General features: G+C 38.4%; 18 protein-coding genes. 8 read left to right on the top strand and 10 right to left on the bottom strand.

Features of this window, described 5'->3' with window-relative positions; all coding sequences use genetic code 11:
* Positions 1-158: 158 nt before the first annotated feature.
* The 3 genes from AAA970_RS25040 to AAA970_RS25030 form a co-directional block, all read right to left on the bottom strand.
* Entirely contained in the window at positions 159-2,657 is a 2,499-nt protein-coding gene (locus tag AAA970_RS25040; RefSeq protein WP_338239653.1) for a malectin domain-containing carbohydrate-binding protein, read from the bottom strand.
* A 273-nt stretch (positions 2,658-2,930) separates the two neighbouring features.
* Positions 2,931-3,353 (bottom strand): response regulator transcription factor, encoded by a 423-nt coding sequence (locus tag AAA970_RS25035; protein WP_338239652.1) that lies wholly within the window; start codon positions 3,351-3,353, stop codon positions 2,931-2,933.
* A 9-nt stretch (positions 3,354-3,362) separates the two neighbouring features.
* A complete protein-coding gene (locus AAA970_RS25030) occupies positions 3,363-3,650 on the bottom strand; it encodes a hypothetical protein (protein ID WP_338239650.1) in 288 nt (95 codons plus the stop codon).
* A gap of 430 nt (positions 3,651-4,080) precedes the next feature.
* On the opposite strand from AAA970_RS25030, the gene AAA970_RS25025 reads away from it, so the two are divergent.
* The 8 genes from AAA970_RS25025 to AAA970_RS24990 all read left to right on the top strand — a co-directional run bounded on the left by AAA970_RS25025 (position 4,081) and on the right by AAA970_RS24990 (position 13,395).
* Positions 4,081-6,744 carry a malectin domain-containing carbohydrate-binding protein gene (locus AAA970_RS25025; protein WP_338239648.1) on the top strand — a complete coding sequence of 888 codons (2,664 nt, stop codon included), beginning with the start codon at positions 4,081-4,083 and terminating at the stop codon, positions 6,742-6,744.
* Positions 6,745-7,364: 620 nt separating this feature from the next.
* Complete coding sequence (locus AAA970_RS25020) at positions 7,365-8,315, top strand: S8 family peptidase (RefSeq protein WP_338239647.1); 951 nt, start codon at positions 7,365-7,367, stop codon at positions 8,313-8,315.
* Between the two features lie 146 nt (positions 8,316-8,461).
* Positions 8,462-8,824 (top strand): hypothetical protein, encoded by a 363-nt coding sequence (locus AAA970_RS25015; protein WP_338239646.1) that lies wholly within the window; start codon positions 8,462-8,464, stop codon positions 8,822-8,824.
* Positions 8,824-9,222, top strand: a complete 399-nt coding sequence (locus AAA970_RS25010; RefSeq protein WP_338239645.1) for an NUDIX hydrolase — start codon at positions 8,824-8,826, stop codon at positions 9,220-9,222. The genes AAA970_RS25015 and AAA970_RS25010 overlap by 1 nt, the downstream gene beginning before the upstream one ends.
* Before the next feature lie 568 nt (positions 9,223-9,790).
* A complete protein-coding gene (locus AAA970_RS25005; RefSeq protein ID WP_338239644.1) occupies positions 9,791-10,264 on the top strand; it encodes a hypothetical protein in 474 nt (157 codons plus the stop codon).
* Between the two features lie 11 nt (positions 10,265-10,275).
* On the top strand, positions 10,276-10,608 hold the full coding sequence (locus AAA970_RS25000) for a hypothetical protein (protein WP_338239642.1): 333 nt from the start codon (positions 10,276-10,278) through the stop codon (positions 10,606-10,608).
* 531 nt (positions 10,609-11,139) lie between these two features.
* Positions 11,140-12,342, top strand: a complete 1,203-nt coding sequence (locus AAA970_RS24995; protein ID WP_338239640.1) for an ATP-binding protein — start codon at positions 11,140-11,142, stop codon at positions 12,340-12,342.
* 333 nt (positions 12,343-12,675) lie between these two features.
* Positions 12,676-13,395, top strand: coding sequence for a transposase (locus tag AAA970_RS24990; protein ID WP_338239638.1), 720 nt, complete (start codon positions 12,676-12,678; stop codon positions 13,393-13,395).
* A gap of 9 nt (positions 13,396-13,404) precedes the next feature.
* Here AAA970_RS24990 and AAA970_RS24985 read toward each other — a convergent pair whose 3' ends face one another.
* The 7 genes from AAA970_RS24985 to AAA970_RS24955 all read right to left on the bottom strand — a co-directional run bounded on the left by AAA970_RS24985 (position 13,405) and on the right by AAA970_RS24955 (position 22,429).
* A complete protein-coding gene (locus AAA970_RS24985; protein ID WP_338236266.1) occupies positions 13,405-14,373 on the bottom strand; it encodes an IS30 family transposase in 969 nt (322 codons plus the stop codon).
* A 692-nt stretch (positions 14,374-15,065) separates the two neighbouring features.
* Positions 15,066-16,121, bottom strand: a complete 1,056-nt coding sequence (locus AAA970_RS24980) for a malectin domain-containing carbohydrate-binding protein (RefSeq protein ID WP_338239637.1) — start codon at positions 16,119-16,121, stop codon at positions 15,066-15,068.
* Entirely contained in the window at positions 16,118-17,524 is a 1,407-nt protein-coding gene (locus AAA970_RS24975) for a hypothetical protein (RefSeq protein WP_338239635.1), read from the bottom strand. Before AAA970_RS24975 ends, AAA970_RS24980 begins: the two co-directional genes overlap by 4 nt.
* Before the next feature lie 621 nt (positions 17,525-18,145).
* Positions 18,146-18,889 (bottom strand): type 1 glutamine amidotransferase domain-containing protein, encoded by a 744-nt coding sequence (locus AAA970_RS24970; protein WP_338239634.1) that lies wholly within the window; start codon positions 18,887-18,889, stop codon positions 18,146-18,148.
* An 87-nt stretch (positions 18,890-18,976) separates the two neighbouring features.
* Entirely contained in the window at positions 18,977-19,261 is a 285-nt protein-coding gene (locus AAA970_RS24965; protein ID WP_338239632.1) for a putative quinol monooxygenase, read from the bottom strand.
* A gap of 332 nt (positions 19,262-19,593) precedes the next feature.
* Positions 19,594-20,160, bottom strand: coding sequence for a Crp/Fnr family transcriptional regulator (locus AAA970_RS24960; protein ID WP_338239631.1), 567 nt, complete (start codon positions 20,158-20,160; stop codon positions 19,594-19,596).
* 1,060 nt (positions 20,161-21,220) lie between these two features.
* On the bottom strand, positions 21,221-22,429 hold the full coding sequence (locus tag AAA970_RS24955) for a hypothetical protein (protein WP_338239630.1): 1,209 nt from the start codon (positions 22,427-22,429) through the stop codon (positions 21,221-21,223).
* Between the last annotated feature and the right edge of the window lie 162 nt (positions 22,430-22,591).

Below are 22,591 nucleotides of genomic sequence, written 5' to 3'. Positions count from 1 at the left end.
TTGCCTCCTTTAGATCACAAAAAAGCACTCCGAATATTTCGAAAACGGAGTGCTTTAACGCTATAAAGCCCTTAAATATTTCAGTCTTTATTGGTCAAAAATGTGGTTTGGCCGTTGCTAGTTCCCACACAAAATGGCACAAATTAAACCGAAATAAGCTACCAAACTCTCAGCATCACCTGTTTATTGGTAGTGGAATTTTCGGTAGTAATAATGACCTGATACAATCCAGTTGGCACATTTTGCCCCACATCTATACTCAATATACCTGGAGTAAATTGTCCTTGCTCAAAGGGAATGGACACCCCCTGATCATTAATAATTTGAATTTGCTTCACAAGGGCGTCAGTCACAATTCTGAAAGTACTATAGGCTGGATTAGGATACAAAAGAAAGCTTTCACGAATTTGTCTGCCCTCATTGGTCAATTCATCCAGATCCACTCTCTCAAGCGCTAAGGCATTAATATGCGCGTAGTCCAAACTGCCCGAGGAAGTAAAAAACCTAAGGGTGGTAAAAGGATAGCGCGCAGTAAATTCAAACGACAATATCTGGTTATTAGGGGCATCTAAAGCGTAGTTTTCAATCTTAGTTTGGCGATAGTTTACAAGCACTAAACTATCATCAATGCTCAAATTAAATTGCCTGTTATCTCCAGGGATATGAGTACTTGATCCGGAAAATACCAGCAACCTATACTTACTACCAACGGAGGTAGGCAATGTATATTTAAAATCTTGACCGAACCTCTCAGTCACCCTGAAATCACCGGGTCTCCCCGTGGAGTTAAAAATTTCACCACCATCAAAATAGTTATCAGGAACAGTCAGCCTGGAATAATAATCGATTGAATCCAGCACTTCCACGAAATAAGATGTCTCCCCAAAATTTCCACAATCAATATATAATGTTTGAGGAGGTACCGTTTTAGTCCACCTTATGGCATTGATCTTGGCATTATCAAGCCCATCTTCATCCACAAAAAAGCGGAGATTGATCGGGCCATCCGCATATACGATCGTTTCAATTTTATCACCTAATGCATTTAAAACCCTATTGTTGGCAACCTCTTGCTCTCCTACTTTAATGGAAAACCTCCTCTTTATGACCTCTTCAACGCTATAAGGCCCTAAATAAGGTGGGTTCAGCCAAAAGGTTTCAGCGGCAAATAAGGATACCTTATAGTAACCGGCTTCCTCTACAGGTAAGTGATAATAAAAATCGTGACCATATCGCTCGGTCAGGAAGGCCTGCTGAGGGACAGAAAAATCGGCTGAAAATCTTTGCGTGAAAGACAGAATATCATCCTTAATATTTTCGCGACTCTCATAGGCAACTCCCGAGAAAAAATGTTGATCCTCTGCACTTCCAGCATCGATAAAGTTCGATGGATTGATTTTCTTCAAACTTAGCCCACTTAACATCGGATGGTTCGCCAAGCCTCGCTGAAACTTTAGATTAAGGGCGCCATCGGTTATTTCCAGAAAAAAGCCTTTGGTAATTTCCCCATCTTTGGGATCTGGATTGAAATGCTCGAGTAATAAACTATCCTCAGCAAACACGTGGAAATCCCTTTTTCCTGCCTCTCTAAAATAAATTTCTTTAAAAAATAAGTTCAAATAATAGCTACCATTTTCTAAAGGTATATCGTACTCAAAAGCGCCAAACCGATGGCTATTCCAAAAATTTCTACCCAAGGACAAATCATCATATCGATTTCCATTAAACTGCCTCAAATAAACATCTTCTTCCTCACTTCTATATTTCCCTGTATTCAGGAAAAAATCGGCATCCTGTTCCGCCTTTGATTCATATTCCACTAACCATAAATCCTGACCAATTAAAGTGGTGAAATAGTAGCGGTTATCCAGTTTTACCACCCTATCCCCACTGTTGTATTGGGCAATTTCTGGCGGAAGCAATTGAATAAAGTTTTGGTCCAAGCGAGGATTTCTGATACTCCCCATTTCGGTCTGTGGCACCTGCTCGGTACCTAATGGCGTATAATCATGTTGACCGAATAGCTCAGGGGCTGTGGCAACATCCTTCTCCTCCGATCCAAAAATTACGGCTTGCTCCCCTTTCAGGCCGATATACTTATTTTCTGTCTTCAAATAGCCGGACTCCGGATCTTCTGTGTAAACGACAACGGGAGCTACAGAAACGGTGACCAAGGAATCATCCACTAATAGGAATCGAGGATCTTTAATGATTCCTGACATCTGCGTTTCCAGCGCTGACTCTATGTAATCCAGGGTAGAATTCTTAAAATTAAATTCTGTTACATTCTGCCCGTCAAAACTACCTAGGCCATTGGCCCAAAAATACAGATAATCATCGACAATGGTGACATGAATACCTCCTAAAAAACCAGTCACTAAGGGGATTTGCTCACCCGTTTCCGGATCATAAGCAACTAAAATTACCTGATCGCCCGGACCATTGATAAAAAAGCATACCTTGTCCTTGAAAAGGAAAGGGCTGGCATGATATGGCCCATAATCCTCATCGTCAACATAAATCAGGATGGGCTCACCTTTAGTCAAATTGAGCCATAACTTTAAACCTTCAGGTAAGGTAGAATGTGCCGAATAGGTAAATTTGGATAGAAATACGAAGCAAAAAGCAACCCCAATAACATATAAAATCTTCCTCATAATGAATCTTTTTGGGGGCTATGACAATCTCAGAATCTTTATCAGAAAACTTTGTTCCCAATGGACCCCAATAAAATGCTGATTGATAGCGATTTTCATCATTTTCAAGTCAAAATGATATAAGAGAGCGATATATTGAAAGTTTAAACTAGGGAGCGTAGCTACTACCAACAACGAAAATTTCAGAAGAATATTTTCTTTCTTTTTTATGCTACGCTTATACCTAATACCATAGAGGCGGCCAAATAAAGGGGTTTTATTGTTAAAAAATGGCTACAGCACAAAGGCCCTGGCGTACCTTAAAACTCCGGCGATGCTGTTAATCTCTAACTTATAATAAATATTCTTTCGGTGGCGTTTTATCGTTTCCCTACTAACAAAAAGCAATTCACCGATTTCCGTATTAGACTTTCCTGTGGCAATTAAATTGAATACCTCTCGCTCGCGCTTGGACAGGCTTGCAAATTTCTCCCAATTCTTTCGCATGAAGACATTATCATTCAATGCCAAATTCACCTTTTTCGTAAGGTGGTTAACCTGATTAAAAGGGAGGGAGGTAGAAATTAATAAATCCTCAGTCCTACAAATTTTGGTAGTGGTGAGCATCCAATAATAATCCCTCTTTTTAGTATCATAGACCCTTTGGCAGAAAGTATAACTCTCATCTAAGTCAGCATTTCCATAAAACCGGATCAAATTGGGAATTTAGAGCTTCACATCCTCCGGGTGTAAATAATTTTTCACAAAGTTTTCCCCGAGGCTAATCAGTTCATCATGACTTAGTCTTAACAAAGAGGTGCCAAACTCATTCATCTGCTCAATCCCCAAATGCTGCATATTATTGAGGTGTACCACGCAGGGCATTTCTGAAGATATATTGGTCAAATTTTCCTTTTCCCGAATAATAATTTGATCAATCAGTCTAAGGTTTTTTCGGTTGGCTAGCAATATCTCCTTTTCTGTCATGTCTACTATTTTCAGAAAAACAGGCATACCCCGGTTTTGGTTCTGATAAATAAAAAGAAAAATCCCCCAATTGGGTTATTCCCAAAGATTTAATTCTACTCTAAATTCAGGACACCAACATAGCTGTCGAGCCCCCAGCCATTCATTTGAAAAATTGGGAGTACGTAAGAAATAGTTAATGTGAGATGGAATACAAAAAAATTACGAGGAGTGGGTTATCTGTTTTGATATATTGAAAGTCAAGATTGAATTATGGTCTTAATACGACCTCTCCAAAAAATAACACCTTATCGAACACCTACTTACAACAAGACAAAAGCCTGAGTAGATTGCACCATTTATCCAATAAATTGTTACTTTCTAATAAAGTGATGAAATTTTATATTTCATAAAACCATCACTAGATGAAATGCTTTTCCCCTTTGTAAACTGGATGAAATTAAAATGATCAGTCAAAATGAAAGGTCAAGCAATACAAATCAAAACACTAATTGCCGCAACGCTATTGATGCTCCTCGGTTTTCAGGCCTGGTCTCAGGAGGGAATTCGAAAGATACATCGCATTATTGAAGGAGAAGGCGTACCGGAGCTGGATTATGATAGCGGGGAAGAATTTGGTACTATAAGATCCAAATTATTCGTATGGGATGATAAGGTGTTTTTTACCAATGGGGACTTATACGTCTACTTTTATGATCCCATAAATGAAGCCATCAAAAAAACAGAAGCTTTCAACCCCTTCACTGTAATGCGTTATAAAAATAGCCTGCTCATGAATTCAATGGAAGCATGGTATTTATATCAAAACGGTACCATTGAGAACGTTTGGTATGAAAGCGCAAATTACGACGAATTTGAATTCCTTCACCTCAATCCCTATTGGCCGGAGGTTTTTGGTGCAGATGAAAACTATTTTTACTACCGGCATGATAAGATGAATTATTTAAATCCCATTGTCGGAGAAGATGGTGAAAATCAATTCCAACAGGTATATGCTACCTATTTTGATGGGGAAAAATTCATGGTTGGGGAAGGACGAGAACCAGGAACACCTGTATCAGATTACCTCTTAAATGATGTTCAATGGTTAGACAGGAGACTATTTGATGCACGCTATGGCGCAAGTGAAATAAAGGGAAGCGACTCATCACCACTCAGCGAGTTTTTGGATACTCCTTTTGAAAACCACTATGAGGAATTACCGGAAGACATTCAGGCGATGGCTACCAGTCTCCTGGCTGTAAAGGTCAATGGTAAATATTACTTTGACATCATTGAAGGAGGCTATCTCTGGTTGTGTGAATACAGTCCGAGGGAGGTTACAGCAAGTCAAAACCTGAAAATAAATGCCGGAGGAAAAACAGAGGTGAATGGCTATCTCCCGGATGCAGAGCTTCAAATTACAGGTTCGAGTCGTATTTATCAGACGAGCAGAACTGAGGACGTCCTTTATAATTCCCACCGTTACGGAAAAGACTTCCAATACCAGCTTCCTATACCTAATGGCAGGTATGAAGTTAGTTTGGTATTCAAGGAAGTATACCATGATAAAATTGGCAAAAGAATTTTTAGCGTTGACCTCCAGGGAGAAAATATTATAAAAGATTATAGCCCAAATCCAATTGAAGGAGTAGTTTATAAGAAATTCACTGCCAAAGTAACAGATGAAAAGCTAAATATAAGATGCTACACAGGTAAATACGGTATAGATAATGCGATGATCTCCGCCATTACTGTCAAACAGGATTTCACAAAAGATAAAAAAATAAATGCAGGATCTTCGGTGACTAATCCGGCTATGGACCTGGGTGAGGGGATCGATCGCTACTACACCTCCGGTAAAAGTTATTCAAGAGATGGAACGGATTTCATTGAAAACACGGAACGCTACGGTAAGGACTTTTCTTATTGTATCCCGGTAAAAGAAGCCGGTATTTATAAGGTAAGCCTCTATTTTAATGATTTCTATTGGGCAGAAAATAATCAAGAAGTAATTGAGCCCTATCAGGATGGGTTTTTCAGCTATACGCCCAGAAAACGAAGATTTAATGTCGACATCAACGGCATTAGGGTGCTGGATGATTTCGATTTACGCGATCGTATGGAATTGACTGAACGTAATTTTTATGTCGAAGCAACAGACAGCCTTAAAATCAGATTTTTTCTGGGCGATTATGGCTTAGACCATGCCAAAGTCAATGCCATTAGTTGGGAGAAATCGGTTCCGGTTCCTGTTTATATTGATGCTGGGGCATCTTCATATCTAAGTGCAAATGCTTATTATTATCAGCCGGAGTTTGGATATTCTTCAGATAGAAGGAATTTCCTACCGGAAGATGGCTATTTTCAAGGAGGAGAGCGCTATTCTGTTTTTGGAAAAAGATACCGGTATGATAGAGGACAAGGATTCTATTATTGGATCACCCAAATTGATGAAAATACCTACAACTACTCCGGATACTCCGAAAGACCTCCCTCCTTACCGTATAATGACGAAAACACTAACGATGCCCTAAAAACGGAGAGATATGGTCGGGATTTCAGTTATTGCCTTCCGACCATTCCGGGAGAATCCTATGATCTAAAGCTCATTTTTGCGGAAATCTATTTTAAGCGGGAAGGGCAGCGCATCTTTCAGGTGGACATTGATGGTCGACAGGTAATATCCAACCTGGACATCATCAAAGACGCTGGTGGTCCTTATATCGAAATCACAAAAGATCTCAGCTTCACTGCCCAGCACCAGACCACCAAAATCCGCTTTTATACCGGAGCGGAAGGCGTCAATAATGCCAAAATATCCGGTATCCTGCTGGAACCCGGAGATTCAAATGAACGAATGCTGACTGAGGAGCTCCAATTGCCGGAGGAAGAAAACAGCCTGGTGAGCCCTAACCCTATTGCGAATAATATCATCCGGATAAATAAATCAGTAGTTGCGGGTGAAATTGAAGGAATCGCCTTGGTGAGTATGGATGGGAGAATAATGGATTTTAAAGTGGTGAATGAGGATGATGAGGTGGTGGAGATTTCTCCTATAGATAACAGCAGGAATCAGATGATTAAGGTGAGTGTTAGTGGTTCTTTGGGGACAAGGAGTGTTACTGTGTTGAGGAGGTAGTTAGTGAAAAATCGTCCTGACAGGTACCAATAACTAAAATTAACATAGCAAAAATAATATTTTTCGATTGATTGAATTAAAATATTATATACCAGAAGAAAATAAAATTAATTTACCGGAAAACCTTACACTTGACCCCACAAACAAGAATAGCTCATTATCAACAATATACAACCGTTCTTTATCAAATAACAAATGTGAACCTTTGGAAAGAAAAGGATTTTGTACTAAAAAAAATAAAAGACTAATGTTTAACCCTAAACATCACACGACTAAAACCTGATTTGTATTACTCATTTAGAGATTCATTTTGAAATAGATTTAAAAAATATTTTATTATAAATAATACGTTAACTAAATAAACATTATTACTAATAATATCTATTTAAAAATAATACTAACAAATAAAAAAATGGACTTATTTTGTTGCGTAAAATCGGATTTAAATGACCCAGTTTTTCGCCGGAAAGAGCAGTTAATAAGATTAATGGAGTATGCAATTTAAACACCTTCTTAACTATCCAGTATTTAATAGTAAATGGCAATTTTAAAAACACAAAACAACAATAATCAAGACTTACTTATCAATAACTATAGTACTACATAATTAAAAGTATAAAATGAAGTCTATAAATAAACAAAATCGAGAAACGGAATTTACTTTTCAAAAACCTAAATTAAAGTTACATAAGGTATTAAAAAGTCTAAGTAAAAGTACGAAAGAGGAAAGGATTAACTGGGCAGGATCCATATTAAATATCCCTGCAGTTTGGCAAATTACACAAGGCAAAAACACTAAAGTTGCAGTATTAGATACTGGAATAGATGAGTCCCATCCAGATTTAAAAGAAGCTATCATCGAAACACATGATTTCACCAATGAGGGAATTAATGACAACAATGGCCACGGAACCCATTGTGCAGGAATAATTGGTGCCAGATTAAATAATTTTGGTTTTGTAGGAGTTGCTCCTCAATGTGAATTACTAATAGGTAAAGTATTGGGAAACAATGGTGGATCAAACCAAATGGTTGCAGATGGAATTTATTGGGCCACTGACAACGGAGCTGATATTATTTCAATGTCACTAGGAGGTCCTTACTCTGATAATGAACTATTTCAAGCCATTCACTATGCTCTATTCCACGGAAAAACTGTGATATGTGCAGCAGGAAATTCAGGTAAACTTTCAAAAAATAGCGTGGGATATCCCGGTAAATACGGTGGAGTTATCACCGTAGCATCACATGATGAAAATGGAAATGTGTCAGGGTTTTCCTCAAGAGGAGGAGAACTTGATTTCACTGCTCCTGGTAGCAATATTTGGTCTACTTTTAATAATGGAGGCTTTGCTGAGCTAAGTGGAACTTCTATGGCTACACCATTTGTGGCAGGTTTAGCTGCACTTATTCTTTCTAAACATAAACAAACCCCAATAAATAATACGCCATTGAATAATTGTGAGGATATGCGTCAGCATTTAATGAGAATGGCAACACACCCAGGATATTTCGAAAATTCTTCGGGATATGGTCCTCTACTCCCATTTGAGTACTTTTATGACAAATAATTAAAGCTAATAAAGAGAATGTTTCTCATCATCAATTTACAAATGTAATTTTCTCATTAAAGAAATGTTCAAAGATTATTTGATGACATGGGGGCGATCTCGCCCCTAAATATATATCGTATCTGTTATACAACTAACTACATAATATGCATTTATCAAACATAACTCCAGGAGATATTATTATATGGACATTTGTGACTGTATTTATATGTACTTGTCTTATTACTCTATTAGGAATACTAGAAAATATTAAATTCATACAAGTTAGTGAAAGATATTTGAATAAACTATTTATTATTTTAATGGTTGAAATAGCTAGTGCTTGCGTTGCATATGCTATTCTTGACATAAATAAAGACGAAAAGGTTATCATTGAATTAAAAAAACCATACGCTGGCAAAAAGTCAGCAGGAGCACTCGTTTTATCAATTCATAATGGAAGACCTTCTATGTTGCTTGTAATTCATAAAAAAAAGGATAAATTAGTAGTATCTCCACCTGGGGAATAATGGAAGAAGGAGAAAAAGTTGAAGACACGGCCATAAGAGAAACATTAGAGGAGACTGGATACTCTATTAAATTTAAGGATAAAATAGAACAGTCCCCATATGGAAATACTAATTTTTCCTTGGTATATTCAGAAATTGATACTAGCCAGAATAACTTAAATTTTGATAATCCTGAAACTATCGGATTTTTATGGATAAAGAATCCTAAAATTATTCCATTACAGAATTGGAGGTTTCCTGAACAAAGAGAATGGATCATTGAATTGTTCGATAAATATTCAACTAGATACCTTATAGAAATAAAAGAGTGGAAAAAATCAAAAACGTTGTCCTTTAATGAATTGATGGAAAAAGAAGAGGGGGTAGACGATACACTGCTGGCTTTGTCTAAAAAATAAGTTATTCTGTCTTGTCACGTCCTGAAATACTTTGACACCTTTTCAACTATATAGACTTATCTGTCTAGTTGAATTATTTTATGATCGCAGTGCGGTTGGAGCCTCCCGGCAGGTCATTTTAATAGCTCACTCAAATAGCAAATGTTATTTGCTTGTTTCTTCTTCCTTTCCTGAGAGATGCATTACCTTCTCTGTTCGTGAGTTTTATTTGATAGTAATTCTTCCATAAAATTTTTATGGGCATTCTCAGCTGAAAGGCTTGATCTGGTATTAACATGTTGACACTTAAATGGGGCCTGTTAAATTTGTAGATCTCAATAGATAGCATCTGTTGTCCATGCAAATCCCCCTCGAAACTCATAAGTCGAATTCATCCTTAATATGAGATTCACATGCTCGGCAACAGAATTTCTTAAATTCTCTACATATCAAATACTTTCGTATTAAATCCCGCGCTCAGAATGATGTATAAGTGGTCAAGTTTTTCATCGGAAAGAGCAGCAAGAGCAATTGGAGTTGAGTTTACTCAATCGTTTTATGTCATTTAATAACTTAAAAACAAAAAATTATGATTAAAAACAAGATGATTACAAAAGCAAATTTATCCGCACTTGTTCTGATGCTACTGATGCTCACGCAAAGTTGTACCTCCATTCGACTAATTAGTGATTATGATGAGATAACTGATAAAACAGTAACAGAATTACAGGAAAAAGTTTCGAATTACTTTGTTAAGATTGAAAGAACAATTGGAACTGATGATGCTAAATATGAACACTTTGTTCAGCAATTCGATGACATCAAAGTTGACCTTAATACTCTTGAAGTAAGAGCGGGGGCATTTGAAAAAAATCGAATCGTTCAAGAACATTTTAAAGAGCTAAATAAAATGGTTAATAATTTGGAGTCATTACATAAAATTGGATTTTCTAGTTACGACCAAATCAAACCACTCAAACAACCTTTTAACTCAGCATTTACTGCAATTATAAAGCTGCAAATTGCTTTGAAAAGAGGGGATAAAACAGACAACAATAATTAATAATAAAAAAAATGGCTGATATAAACGTACAAAAAATTTTAGAACAGATGCTAGATGCTGCCAAAGGGGTTCTAGAAAATCACTGGGATGAAGCAAAACCATTTGCTGAACAAGAACTTAAAGCACTAGCAGAAAACCTTCAACTAATCGGACAGTTAAAGCTTGAGGGCAAGATTACTCAGGAGCAAGCAAAATATTACCTTGAAATTCAAAAAAGCAGTGTCAGAATAGTACTGTTGACAATTGAGGGGTTAGGTATTTTAGCTGTAGAAGCGGCTATTAATGCAGCACTTAATGTGATTAGGTCAACAGTAAACACAGCTCTAGGCTGGACAGTACTATAGTAAAAACGACATAGAGTCGATTAAACCAGGGGACTTCCACCCCTGACTTTCATAGGGGAGTGTAAACTGAACGCTGTCTCCTAAAAATTGTCCCGTTCTGAAATACATTGACACCTAAATTTTAAATTGACAACATCTATTCCATACCCTAACCCTATCCAAAATCAGAATACCCTAACTCACTGGTATTCTGATTTTTTTTGCTTCCTACCGAGAACTACTACCCTACCCGTTCAAAATTTTTCAAAATGAAGGGAATTTCCATGCTTACTTACACCTTCATTAATACAACATTCCAAATGCCCAAAGCGGAATGACTCGGCCTTCCCCATATTCAATATCATCCTTGACCACGAACGCATGGTCTAGTCCTTGAATTTGCTTCTGCGTTGTATTTTTTCCATCGATCACAAAAGTGTGTTGACCATAAGCACGCATCAGCTTCTTTTTAGAGATTTAAGCAAATATAAGTGAAATGCCCTGAATAAGTGATTAATTTTGGTTATTTTGCCTTGAAAACAAGGCATTTTAATGGAAAAACTACAGCGGACATTTCTGAATATTCTGAAAAATACTAGTTTAAACTTCCAGCGTAGGTTTAATATTGATTGGAATAACCGGATGACGGCTATTATTGGCGCCAGAGGAGTCGGTAAAACCACCTGGATTCTACAACAGATCAAACTAAAACACCCTGATCTTCAGCAGGTATTATTTGCTTCATTGGACGATTTGATTTTTTCCAACAGGACTTTAGTGGATGTGGTGGATGAGTTTTATGCTTTTGGTGGGCGATTTCTTTATCTGGATGAGGTGCATAAGTATCCCAATTGGTCTCAGGAATTAAAGAACATATATGATAGCTACCCTGACCTCAGGGTTGTTTTCACGAGCTCTTCCATTCTCAATATTTACAAAGGAGAGTATGATTTAAGCCGGCGGGTGGTACAATACCAAATGGATGGTATGACTTTTCAGGAGTATCTGGATTTGAAATATCAGCTCCGACTACCCCCATTAAGCCTTGATGACATTTTCAACCACCAATATGAAGAACACTTAAATCTGATTGGTGAGGAGAACCTGCTGCCACGTTTTCATGAGTATTTATCTGAAGGCTATTACCCCTTTACCGTGGAGCCGAACTTCCATTTTCGGCTAAAAAAAGCACTGGAACAGGTGATTGATATTGATTTATTAAAACTAGAATCCATGACGCTGGCGAAAGGACAAAAAATCAAAAAAGTCCTGGGGATAATTGCAGATATGGTCCCTTATAAACCCAATATTGCGGAGCTCTCTAAAAAAACAGGTATTCACCGGGATGAAATAGCGCTGGCTTTTCATTTGCTGGAACGAGCGAGAATACTCAATTTACTGATTTCAGATACTAAAGGATTTAACCTTTTACCCAAGCCGGAAAAAATATATTTCGAAAATACTAACCTTGCCTATGCCCTAAGCGGAACGCCTGAAATTGGAAACGTCCGGGAAACTTTCTTTCTAAATGCGGTTAAAAATGCCGGATTCCTGGCTAATGATTCCAAAAAATCAGATTTTATCCTGAATAAGAAATGGACCTTTGAAATTGGCGGCCGAAACAAGACTAATCAGCAAATAAAAGGTATTGAAGAAGCCTTTGTGGTAAAGGATGGCATCATCAGAGGAAGCCAAAACACCCTGCCTTTATGGGCTTTTGGGTTTTTCGAAAATACTTTTTTGAAGGAAGGGTAAAGAGATACTGTCGCGTTAATCCGAATAATTCACCGCTAAATGTATTCATCCAATGGTTTCACCATCAGTTCAATACAGGTGTTATTAATTGCCCCAAATTTGGGCGATTAATACATTAACAAACATAACCTTATTGAACTGTAAATAAGTTATTTAAGGTTAAATACTAAATCTAACAGTAAATAGGGTCTGCTGAAATATCGAGAGCTATCTAAAAACGACTGAAAATCAACCTAATAAAACACTTTGAATCTCTTTTAGTGCAAGGGGAAATTTAGTAAATTGTCCTTTAAATAGCCCCAGGGCTCCTTTCCTACTTTTTTTGCTTGCACCATGATTAAGCATTCCCCTGATCAACTCGAGATTTCTGATTTTATGGACCCTTATTTGGGAGTCCTTAATCCCAATAACAGATGGATTATTTTGGCCAAAGAAATTCCTTGGCGTCAATTAAAAAGGATCTATGAACGGAACATGTCCTCCGACAAAGGAGCTAGACCTAAACCAGCGCGATTAGTGATTGGAGCCTTGATTATCAAACACAAATACAAGTTGTCTGATAGAGAAACAATTGAACAAATCAAAGAAAGTCCATATCTACAATACTTTGTTGAATTGCATAAATTCCAACATGATCAGGTATTTGATTCTTCATTATTTCCGACAATTAGAAAGCGATTGACCATAAAAGACTTTAATGATTTAAGTCACTTACTCCAGAGTCATGACGTTAGTATTGATGAGCAAAGCGAACTTCGTGATGAAAAAGATGTAGAAAGTAATACAAATTCTAATAAGCCTGAAATTGAAAACTCAATATCAGTTGACGCTACTGTAGCGGTGCAAGAAATTCCTTATCCGACCGACCTGGCTTTGATCAATAAGGCTCGTATTGAATCAGAAAAAATCATCGATATATTATGGAAATTTGTTAAAACAGATTCTAAGAAACCTAGAAGCTATCGACAAAAAGCCCAAAAAGATTTTCTAACCTTGACAAGAAAAAAGAAAAAAGGTGCCGATTTTTGGAGGGCTGCAAATCGAAAACCTTGAATTCCAATTTTAAATGCAAGTTTTATTGATGGTGATCAAATTTTTTCTTTCACCATGAATATATTCGATAGGCGTCCAAAAATTCAATTTCTTTCTTGGGCGATTATTGAGGGTTTCTTCTACTTGGAGTACTGAATTCATTTTGATATTGTCCATTGATTTCCCTTTAGGAAAGTACTGTCTTATTAGGCCATTTGTGTTTTCATTGGTACCCCTTTGCCAACTGGCGTAAGGGTCTGCAAAGTAGGCCACACAACCAACAGAGGCTTCTAATTCTTTATGGCATGCAAATTCTTTCCCATTATCACAAGTAACCGTCTTCCAAGGTATTAAAGATCTTGAAGCCATATCTTCTAAAGCTTTCAAAACATCTTTATCTGATTTGCTTAATGCTATTCCGATCAATGTATATCTAGACCTTCTACAAACAGCCGTAACCAAAACATTTGACTTCTCCTTGGTCCCTACCACAACATCAAGTTCAATATGCCCAAACTCCGATCTATTATCAGCCTCCGTGGGTCGAATATGAATAGGTTTCCGATCTGGAATTTTTGATCCATTTTTTGAATTAGATTTCCGTTTTTTCCTTTTCCCCTTACTGATCCTAAGGTGATTAGCCAATTCAGGGACACTATAAATGAATTGATAAATTCCTTCAACTGAGATCATAGGAGTCCCTTCCTCTTTGCATCTTCCAGCTATTTGTTCTGGGCTGAAATCATTATCAATAAGAAACTTACGAATTACTTGTTCCATTTCAGGGGTCCGTTTATACGGTTCCCGATTATTTTTACGATTGGCCAGGTACTTACTATGCGCCGTATCAGCGTCGTAATACCCTTTACGACAACGCTTTATTTCTCTCCCTATAGTCGATACATGAAATCCAACTTTATCAGCAATAGCTGTTTTATTGAACCCTATTTTAACTAACGCTTCAATTTCATATCTTTGTGTCAGGGTAATCTGGGCCATTGTTATTTCTTATTTAAGTGCAATTAGATTTAAATTTCAAAGGTACCGGATACCTTTTTTTTATGCCAAATAAACTTGCACTTAAAATTAGAATCCAGGTTTTAAAGTATAGATTCTAACTCCCTATTTAAACAGTGTTGAGTTGGAGAAATTTGCAATATTGTTTTCATCCAGGAGCTTATTTTAAGGCTAAAAAAATCAGTAGAAAAAAGAGGTTAGGACAAATTGTCCTAATCTCCTCCAATCTACAATTTATTGATATTCAACTCAACCAAAAACTGATTAACATCTTTATCTAAATCTTTCGCTTTTGAAGAGATCCCTGTGCGCAGATCTTCCTGAAAATCTTGGATTACCAGTTTTTGCTGCTTTTGTCTCCTTTGATTCGCTGAGGTTTTTCTGGCTGAGTTCGCGGAATTAGAACGGGAAGTGATCAAAGAGAAGACCCTCGCGGGCATTGCACTGGAGAAGGTCGAGGGGAAATTCAAAGGCAGAAAACCCGGCTCGAAAAACTTCCGGAAGCACCATCAGTAGGATAGCATGATGGCGCTTTTGGAATCCGGGAAATCGGTTACGGCCATTCATCGGTTGACTGGGGTGAGCCGGGTGAGTATTGCGAAATAAAGGCATGAAAACAAGGCTTAATATCAGTATTGAGCCTTGTTTTCCACTTTTTGAACCGGCGCTTTTATTTAATTGATAACCACTACTTTAAGTGATTCTACTCTTCCTTCCTTTTGCAGCTTTAATACATATGTACCCTTCGGGATACCATTGGAGAATTTAACTTCGTATAAGTTTCCCCTTTTTTCAAAGGTGAGTTTTTCCCTAATTCCCAACAAGTTAAATGCCACAATATCGAGCAGAGGCTCCTGAGATAAAATAGTAAAGATTCCATTATTGGGGTTGGGCCAAAGGGTAGTTTCTTTTACTCCTGCCTGCTCTCCATTCGTCATTCTTAGATTCTCCTGCCCCGCTTTTTCTAATGAAATAGCGGATACTTTGGCGTTATCAATTCCGTATTCCCCTAAATAAAATCGAATTTCTGTAAGTTCACTTTTTGCTTCAATCGAAAAAGACTTTTGTAGCGGAATATATTTTCCGCCAGACTCTGAAATAATATCCAAATTTTCCAATATATCAAAGCCATCCACTGAAACATTAAAACGCCGCATACCCACTTGCTCATGGTAAATCTCTTCAAAATACAATGTCAGGGTATATTTTTCTCCCTTTTCAGTGGGAAGCACATACTTAAAATCCTTACCATATCTTTCCCAGTCATATAAAAAATCAGAACCCCCTCCTCTATACACCTGTCCCCCAACGAAATAACTATCCGCATCAAAAGCCCGGTAAATCCCATATTTATTGTAAACCCGGCCTCTGTAAGGCCAAACAGGCTCTCCGCAACTAACATATAAATTGGGTACGCTTTCCACTTTTGCCCAATCAATGGCATTCACCATAGGCAGGTTCCGACTTCTCCGTCCTGGGTAAAAATCAATCTTAATCAGAGAATCCGCCGGTACGTAAAAACTTGGTGTGCCTTTTTTATATAGATAAAAATAAAACTCCTCTAACATGGTTAGATTATTAATATCTACACTAAAAGCTCTTGGCATGCTTTGAGGATAAGGGACTGCTTTCCCCAAATAATTTTCAAAAAAATGAAGATTCACCTTGTATAACCCTTTCTCTTCTACAGGAATCTCATAAGAAAAGATTCCAAATCGTTCGCTCTTCAATTTTGAAGTGGACAATAGATCATAACCAGGCTCAATATAAGTACGCCCCCAACATAATATTGGTCTATACCGTTAGCATCAGATTGAATATAAGATGTGCTGGTACTCCCGGCGTTAATACTTCGTACCTTAGGTGGTTTTCGTATTTGGATCGCATTCAATGTAGGAATTTGTTCAGGCCCTGCCTTTCGGCTTTCAGTAAATGAAATCTCGATATAGCCATCTGTCACCTCTACATTAGATCTTTCCTGGGTAATATATTTTTCGGGATCGGGCTCATAGTTTGATAAAAATCGTTTACCATTGATGGTCATATCCATCATAGCCGGCACACGGTTTTGCAGGTATAACCAAAAGAATTCCACCACATAATTTCCATTCTCTATCGGAATTCGATAAGTGAAATAGCCGTCTCTGGCCGAAAATAAACTGATAAAATCCTCAGAGGAGCTGGAAACAGTCTTACTTGCATTAAAAGTCAAAAACTTTTCATCAGATTGATAAAGCCCTTTTTCAGGTCCTCCCACATTGATGTAAATTTCATTTTTATCAACTAAGGCTTTTGGAGTGATTCTTTCCAATAAAGGGTCTAAATCTCTGGTATTAATCTTATAATATAAATCATTAATCTTTAACACATTATGATCCTCATACAATTCATAATCCCAGAATAATCCGGTTGACTCGGGATCAAATACACCTTTGTACTCTTCCACATAGTTATAATATGGGGAATCTAAAAATTCAGATAATTTTTCTGTCTTTGTAGGATTCTCTAGGCCTGATGTAGCTTTTTTAAAACCAAATAAATCCAAAGGAAAAAATGTGTCAGCGGAAAAATGCGAGGGAGTTTCTTCCAGATAGTCAACTTTTCCTTTTTGGATTTTGATACACTCTATCCATGGATATTTGCTATTATAATTCTCCGGTTCGTCAATCAACAACTTCAAATATAAAGCTTCCTGATCGGCATAAACCCCTATTTTTTTCTCTTCAAAAGCCTTTTTAAATTGGGCATAATCCATATCCCGAGAAGGGTAACTCATCAGCACCCAATCATTTAAAGTAAAATAATAAATTTGATTACCAGCTAGGGCAAATAATACCTCATCTTTAATAAACAGGTATTTCGCAGATAATGCTGGATAATTGTTAAACTCTCCAGTTTTGGTATCATAAGAAGATATCCACTCCCTATCCGTAATAAAAAATACTTTTTCCTTAAATGTTAATATACGATAGTCGTATACGGTTTTATACGGGTAATTGGATTCATCCCACACAGCCGTAACATCCTCCTTTAGAATTGGCATTAAAAGAATGTTTGGAGTGGTGAAATTTGTTTGGCCCAGGCTGTAGGGCACAAATAAAAATATCAATACAATAGTTAATAAATACTTCATATTCAACAGGCTTTGGTTATTACCTTTGTAAGTATTATTGATAGCTATTGTTAAGCCTCGCTCACTTATTTGGTCATAATATTCGCTTAATAAAATAAATGCTTCTAAAATTATAAAATTTGAAAAAGTTGGTAATCTCCTTCATTTACCAATCTCCTTACAAGCGTGTTTAAAACACCACTGCCCTACTGCAATTTCGGATTATTGGAAATGATTTTAACCCGAAAGATGCCTACTCTTAAACCCTCGTTTAACTGCAAGTCGGGAAAATGAAGGAATAGTCCGCTATTTCGAGTTTTTGTCCAAGGAAACAGAGGAAGGAAGAGCAAGCACGCTTGCCCAAATTTGGGCTGTACAAAAACCAAAGAAAAACAACTATAACAAACTGAATATAAGCCCCACTGACTTGATTGAATGGATTGAGTTGTGAATAATTCGGGTTTATAGCGTGTTTAAAAGTCAAAATTCGCAGCGAAAATTTGTTTATTGCAGAAGCGATACCCGATTACTTAGAGCGCATAGTATCGCTATTGTTAAGAAATTATCCAAAATCGCTTCCCATAATTCGAATTTGCGGCTGGAGGGGATGCTTTTAAACACGCTCATAAAGCATTTTTTAAATTAGTTTTGCTGCAAAACCTGCACTACTTTTTCCCCTAATAAATGCGCGGAGGCCGGATTCTGGCCGGTCACCAATCGACCATCAACCGAAACTTTTTCCGCCCAGTTTTCCGCTTTATCAATGCGGGCTCCTTTTTCAATCAGAGCGGTTTCCAGGGCAAAGGGCACCACTTCCTCTAATTGCATCTCCGCCTCCTCTTCATTGGTGAAGGTGCTAATGGTTTTGCCCTCTACCAGATAGCGCCCATCATTAAGCTGAATATTAATCAAGCCTGCCGGCCCGTGGCAAACCGCACTCACCACTCCCCCATTCTCATAAATTTCCGCGGCAATATCGGCCAATTTTTTATCCTTAGGAAAATCCCACATTGTACCATGTCCTCCGGCAAAGTGAATGGCCACATAGTCCGCCACATTCACTGCTTCAGGCTTTAGGGTATGCTGAATTTTTTGTTGGAAAGCAGGATCTTCCCAAACCGCTTTGTTCACCTTATCTTCCAGGTCGAAGCCATCTACCGGGGCTTGACCGGCTTTAGGGCTGACGATATCAATTTCATAACCGGCATTGGTTAACACCTCCCAGGGGTGCGCTACCTCACTCAGGTAGTAACCGGTTTCCTTACCGGTATTACCGAGCTGCTGGTGACTCGTTACCACGAAAAGAATTTTTGCTTTTTGTGCATGGCTATTGTATTGGGAAAACAAAAGTACGCCCAACATTAAAATTTTAATGAATGATTTCATGTCAATAATGAATTAATATTGAAAGATCGAAATGACCTTTCTTATGAATAATTGAATTTACAGGACTTCTCCTGTTTTGCGTGATGGCTATAGTGGTTTGAGCAGCTTCACTTCCCGATGCTCCAACAAGGGGAGGATTTTCGCCAGTACCAATTCCTGATAGTGGGCAGCAACTTTATGGGCTTCCAGCGCCTCCCTGTTCTGATAGCTTTCATAAAGCCAGAGCATGGTGGGCGCATGAAGATCCTGAAATGCCTGATAGGCGAGATTACCCGGCTCAGCAGTACTTTTCGCCTGCAACACCGGGAGCATGGACAATACCTCTTGCAGCGCATCTGCTTTTACTTGCCATTTGGCGATAATCGTGATCATGGTCGTTTTATTTCCTGTTAATGGGTTAAGCCGGATTATTCATACTTAGAGCGCATTTAACAGCACACCATTCGGCTGCAAATCCGAATTATTGAAATCGATGTTTGAATTTTAAACATGCGCTGATTTCAATGATGCAAAATTGAGGAAAGTGTTCCTGAGGCAGAAGGAGGGAAAACACAAAAAAAAAGTGCGGCACGTCACACTTTTTTACCCTTAGAGCATACTTAAAAGCGCACCATCCCGCCGCAAATTCGAATTATTGGAAGCAATTTTAGCTTATAAACACGCGCTTACCGGGCCGCCCTGAATCTGGCAATGAATCATTTGGGCTAATTTTCATTGTAAAGGCGGCTGAGCGTTTCTCTAGAAACCCCCAGGTAAGCCGCGATATATTTTTTAGGAATACGACTGCTCAAATTAGGGTATAAGCGCAAAAATTCCTCATAACGACCACGAGGGTTATGGGTCAATAAAGACAGGATGCGTTGTTGCAAAGCAATGTAACCGCTGGTTACTTTTTTTCGAAAAAAATGCTCCATTTTATGCATCTCGGAGCAAATTTTCTCCCGTTTGTGTACCGAAAGCTGAAGCAGTTGACAATCTTCCATACAGTCAATATTAATGGTGGCAGGCGTCTGATTAAAATAAGCCTGATAATCCGCAATCCACCAGTCTTCAGCGGCAAACTGCAAGATATGATCCTTACCCTCCTGATCCGTGTAAAATGCCTTTAGACAACCCCCAAGCACCCAGTTATCAAACCGGTCATAAGTACCGGCTTGCACCAGATATTGATGCTTTCTGAGTTTTTTTTCTTCAAAATGCCCGAGTATATAACTAAACTCCTGATCGGTAAGTGGCGTGATGCGTTCGATGTGTGTCCTGAGCGGATGCATATAATAGCTGATTTTTTTAGAGCGGATTTAAAAGCCAATATTCGCAGCGAAAATTTGTTTATTGCAGAGGCGATACCCGATTATTTTGAGCGCATAGTATCGCTATTGTTGAGAAATTATCCAAAATCGCTTCCAATAATTCGAATTTGCGGCCGGATGATATGCTTTTTATCTCACTCTAAGGATAACATCGATCGGAATCCCGGGGTTCAGGAGCAGGAACGCTTTATTTCTGGAGCAAAAATGAGGTGTATTTTTTGGCCACAAACTCACAAATATTGGAATAGGTTGGGGGAAGGACTTTGCCTGAAATGCTTGGAGTGATGGAGCCAAACCCGAATGATGCATCCCGTATTTCGCTTGGGGGAATGATGAAAAACAGCGCTTAAAAAAAGATACCACGGCAGTTGTACGTTATTCGCGCACATTTACTTTCCCTCCTTTCTCCGAATCATATTTTTTGTATTATTAGATGAATTCTGCCTTTGATAAAAAGACTTTGGCACAGCCTTTGCAAAATACTAAACATAGGTTGATGTTGGGTGAATGGATGCTTAATCAACCTTGGTTAGGCATCCTTCCTTTTTACAACGTCCCTCTTTGAATTTGAATAATCATAGTGGTTCATAAGGTTATAGTTTGGTATTAGTATTGAAGTCCGGTTGGTTCCCGGACTTTTTTTTGTGCCGGTTTTTGGTGGATCTCTGATTTTTAGTTGCCCATTTTTTAACCCGAATGACGCCTACTCTTAAACCCTCGTTTAACTTGCAAGGCGGGAAAATGAAGGAATTTTCTATTTCGGCTTTTTCCAGGGAAGCAGGAGCAAGCAAGCTTGCCCAAATTTGGGCTATACAAAAATCAGTAGAAATAAGTGCAATGCATTAATAATGAGTCAATTAAAGCAATTCACTAAATCTAGCGGTGTATCATTCGGGATAACGCACACAGATCCTAAGGCTTTTATCTCAACTCCCTGAATATAGCGGTGTATCATTCGGGCTAAGAGCATGTTTAAAAGCACACCATCCGACTGCAAGAACAGCAGCTTGGAGGCCTGAAATTAACCAGCGGGAACACCTAATAAGAAAACAAGCAAACAGACAACAGTAAGCAACAAATACAAATTCCTTTTCCACCGACGGGAAACAAGTTCTTTCCTCGCACTCACAACGGTAAAAGCGACCAGGCATTGTAGCGCATAGTAAAGTGCAAAGGCTCTTGAGGCGTAGGCGATAATCTGGTTAATATTGGTTTCCCAGGTCAGCGATACGGTAATGGCCAAAATAATAAGGTAAGCATACTTAATGGGGAGGCGTTTGTTGGTTATATCCTGCAATAATCCGCCTGCTCCGGAGTTATCCGCAACAGAAGCACTGAACTGGCTTCCTATTGCGGCAATAGCTAACAGCAAAGGCAGTACGGTGGCTACGGGTTTGGTCAGGCTGATGATGGCGGTTACATCCGCTCCCATATCAGCATGAAAAAGGACGGTGGTCAGTCCAATAAAAACCAAATAAATAAAGGAAGAGATGAGCTGTGCCTTTCTCATCGTCGCTATTCGCATAGCAGCAGGATGTTCCCCTCCCAAATATCGTGAGGTTTCAAAACCTTGCACAACAATCAACAAACCTAACAAAACCCGCATATCTTCGAAGTTAAGGGCTGTCGCAATTTCCGGTAGCTGCCAACTCCCTTCAAAAATGGAGGTGACATTATAATAAATCAAACTAAAGATAAGGGCTCCGATCATTCCCAGGTTAAGGGAAACGGTGTATTTTTCAAGTGATTCAAGCTTTTCAAGTCCCTTCCAAATCCCTACCGCTCCTATTGTTAAAAGCAGGAAGGTAGTCATGATATTGGCCAGAATATCATGATTTACATTGAGCAGCTTCAACACAAAAGCCGAGAGCAATTGAAGATAATAGGTAATGGAAATAAAATAAGCGCCAATTAAGACGATGCGGGAAGTGAAGGCAATGTCCTGGGCCAGGCCATGCTTCTGATGTGCAATGGGTTCAAAATATTGAATATTGAAGCGAATAGCTCCTCCCACCGCATAAGCCAGCAACAGAAGTATTGCCATAAAAAATACCGCGTACGCCCCTACCGCATTGCCAAGCAATGGTGCGCTGATCAGGAATCCACTCCCTATGATGGATGCTAATGGAGTGACCATCGCCCTCCAGCTCTCGGAATTTGATAGTGTTTTTGAAAATGTCAAATAGCCCGCAAGACTTAAGGCAATTATTATAATGAATATATTGATCATTTAAATAGGTATTTTAATGCTATTACTTTGAATATCGGGCATCAGGTCTCATTGTAACAAACGCTATTTCAAATGGATATCACAATCCGAATGATCCCTGCTTAAGCCGGATAATTCAAGCTTCAATCCTCATTTAGCCGCAAGGCGGGAAAAGAAAAATGA

Source organism: Persicobacter diffluens, assembly GCF_036244895.1.
GTDB classification, from domain to species: domain Bacteria; phylum Bacteroidota; class Bacteroidia; order Cytophagales; family Cyclobacteriaceae; genus Persicobacter; species Persicobacter diffluens.
This window is presented reverse-complemented; position numbering and strand designations above follow the sequence as displayed.

Coding starts and splice junctions, on each gene's coding strand:
- AAA970_RS25040 (WP_338239653.1), bottom strand. CDS start 2,657: ATGAGGAAGATTTTATATGTTATTGGGGTTGCTTTTTGCTTCGTATTT.
- AAA970_RS25030 (WP_338239650.1), bottom strand. CDS start 3,650: ATGCCTGTTTTTCTGAAAATAGTAGACATGACAGAAAAGGAGATATTG.
- AAA970_RS25025 (WP_338239648.1), top strand. CDS start 4,081: ATGAAAGGTCAAGCAATACAAATCAAAACACTAATTGCCGCAACGCTA.
- AAA970_RS25020 (WP_338239647.1), top strand. CDS start 7,365: ATGAAGTCTATAAATAAACAAAATCGAGAAACGGAATTTACTTTTCAA.
- AAA970_RS25015 (WP_338239646.1), top strand. CDS start 8,462: ATGCATTTATCAAACATAACTCCAGGAGATATTATTATATGGACATTT.
- AAA970_RS25010 (WP_338239645.1), top strand. CDS start 8,824: ATGGAAGAAGGAGAAAAAGTTGAAGACACGGCCATAAGAGAAACATTA.
- AAA970_RS25005 (WP_338239644.1), top strand. CDS start 9,791: ATGATTAAAAACAAGATGATTACAAAAGCAAATTTATCCGCACTTGTT.
- AAA970_RS25000 (WP_338239642.1), top strand. CDS start 10,276: ATGGCTGATATAAACGTACAAAAAATTTTAGAACAGATGCTAGATGCT.
- AAA970_RS24995 (WP_338239640.1), top strand. CDS start 11,140: ATGGAAAAACTACAGCGGACATTTCTGAATATTCTGAAAAATACTAGT.
- AAA970_RS24990 (WP_338239638.1), top strand. CDS start 12,676: ATGATTAAGCATTCCCCTGATCAACTCGAGATTTCTGATTTTATGGAC.
- AAA970_RS24985 (WP_338236266.1), bottom strand. CDS start 14,373: ATGGCCCAGATTACCCTGACACAAAGATATGAAATTGAAGCGTTAGTT.
- AAA970_RS24975 (WP_338239635.1), bottom strand. CDS start 17,524: ATGAAGTATTTATTAACTATTGTATTGATATTTTTATTTGTGCCCTAC.
- AAA970_RS24970 (WP_338239634.1), bottom strand. CDS start 18,889: ATGAAATCATTCATTAAAATTTTAATGTTGGGCGTACTTTTGTTTTCC.
- AAA970_RS24965 (WP_338239632.1), bottom strand. CDS start 19,261: ATGATCACGATTATCGCCAAATGGCAAGTAAAAGCAGATGCGCTGCAA.
- AAA970_RS24960 (WP_338239631.1), bottom strand. CDS start 20,160: ATGCATCCGCTCAGGACACACATCGAACGCATCACGCCACTTACCGAT.
- AAA970_RS24955 (WP_338239630.1), bottom strand. CDS start 22,429: ATGATCAATATATTCATTATAATAATTGCCTTAAGTCTTGCGGGCTAT.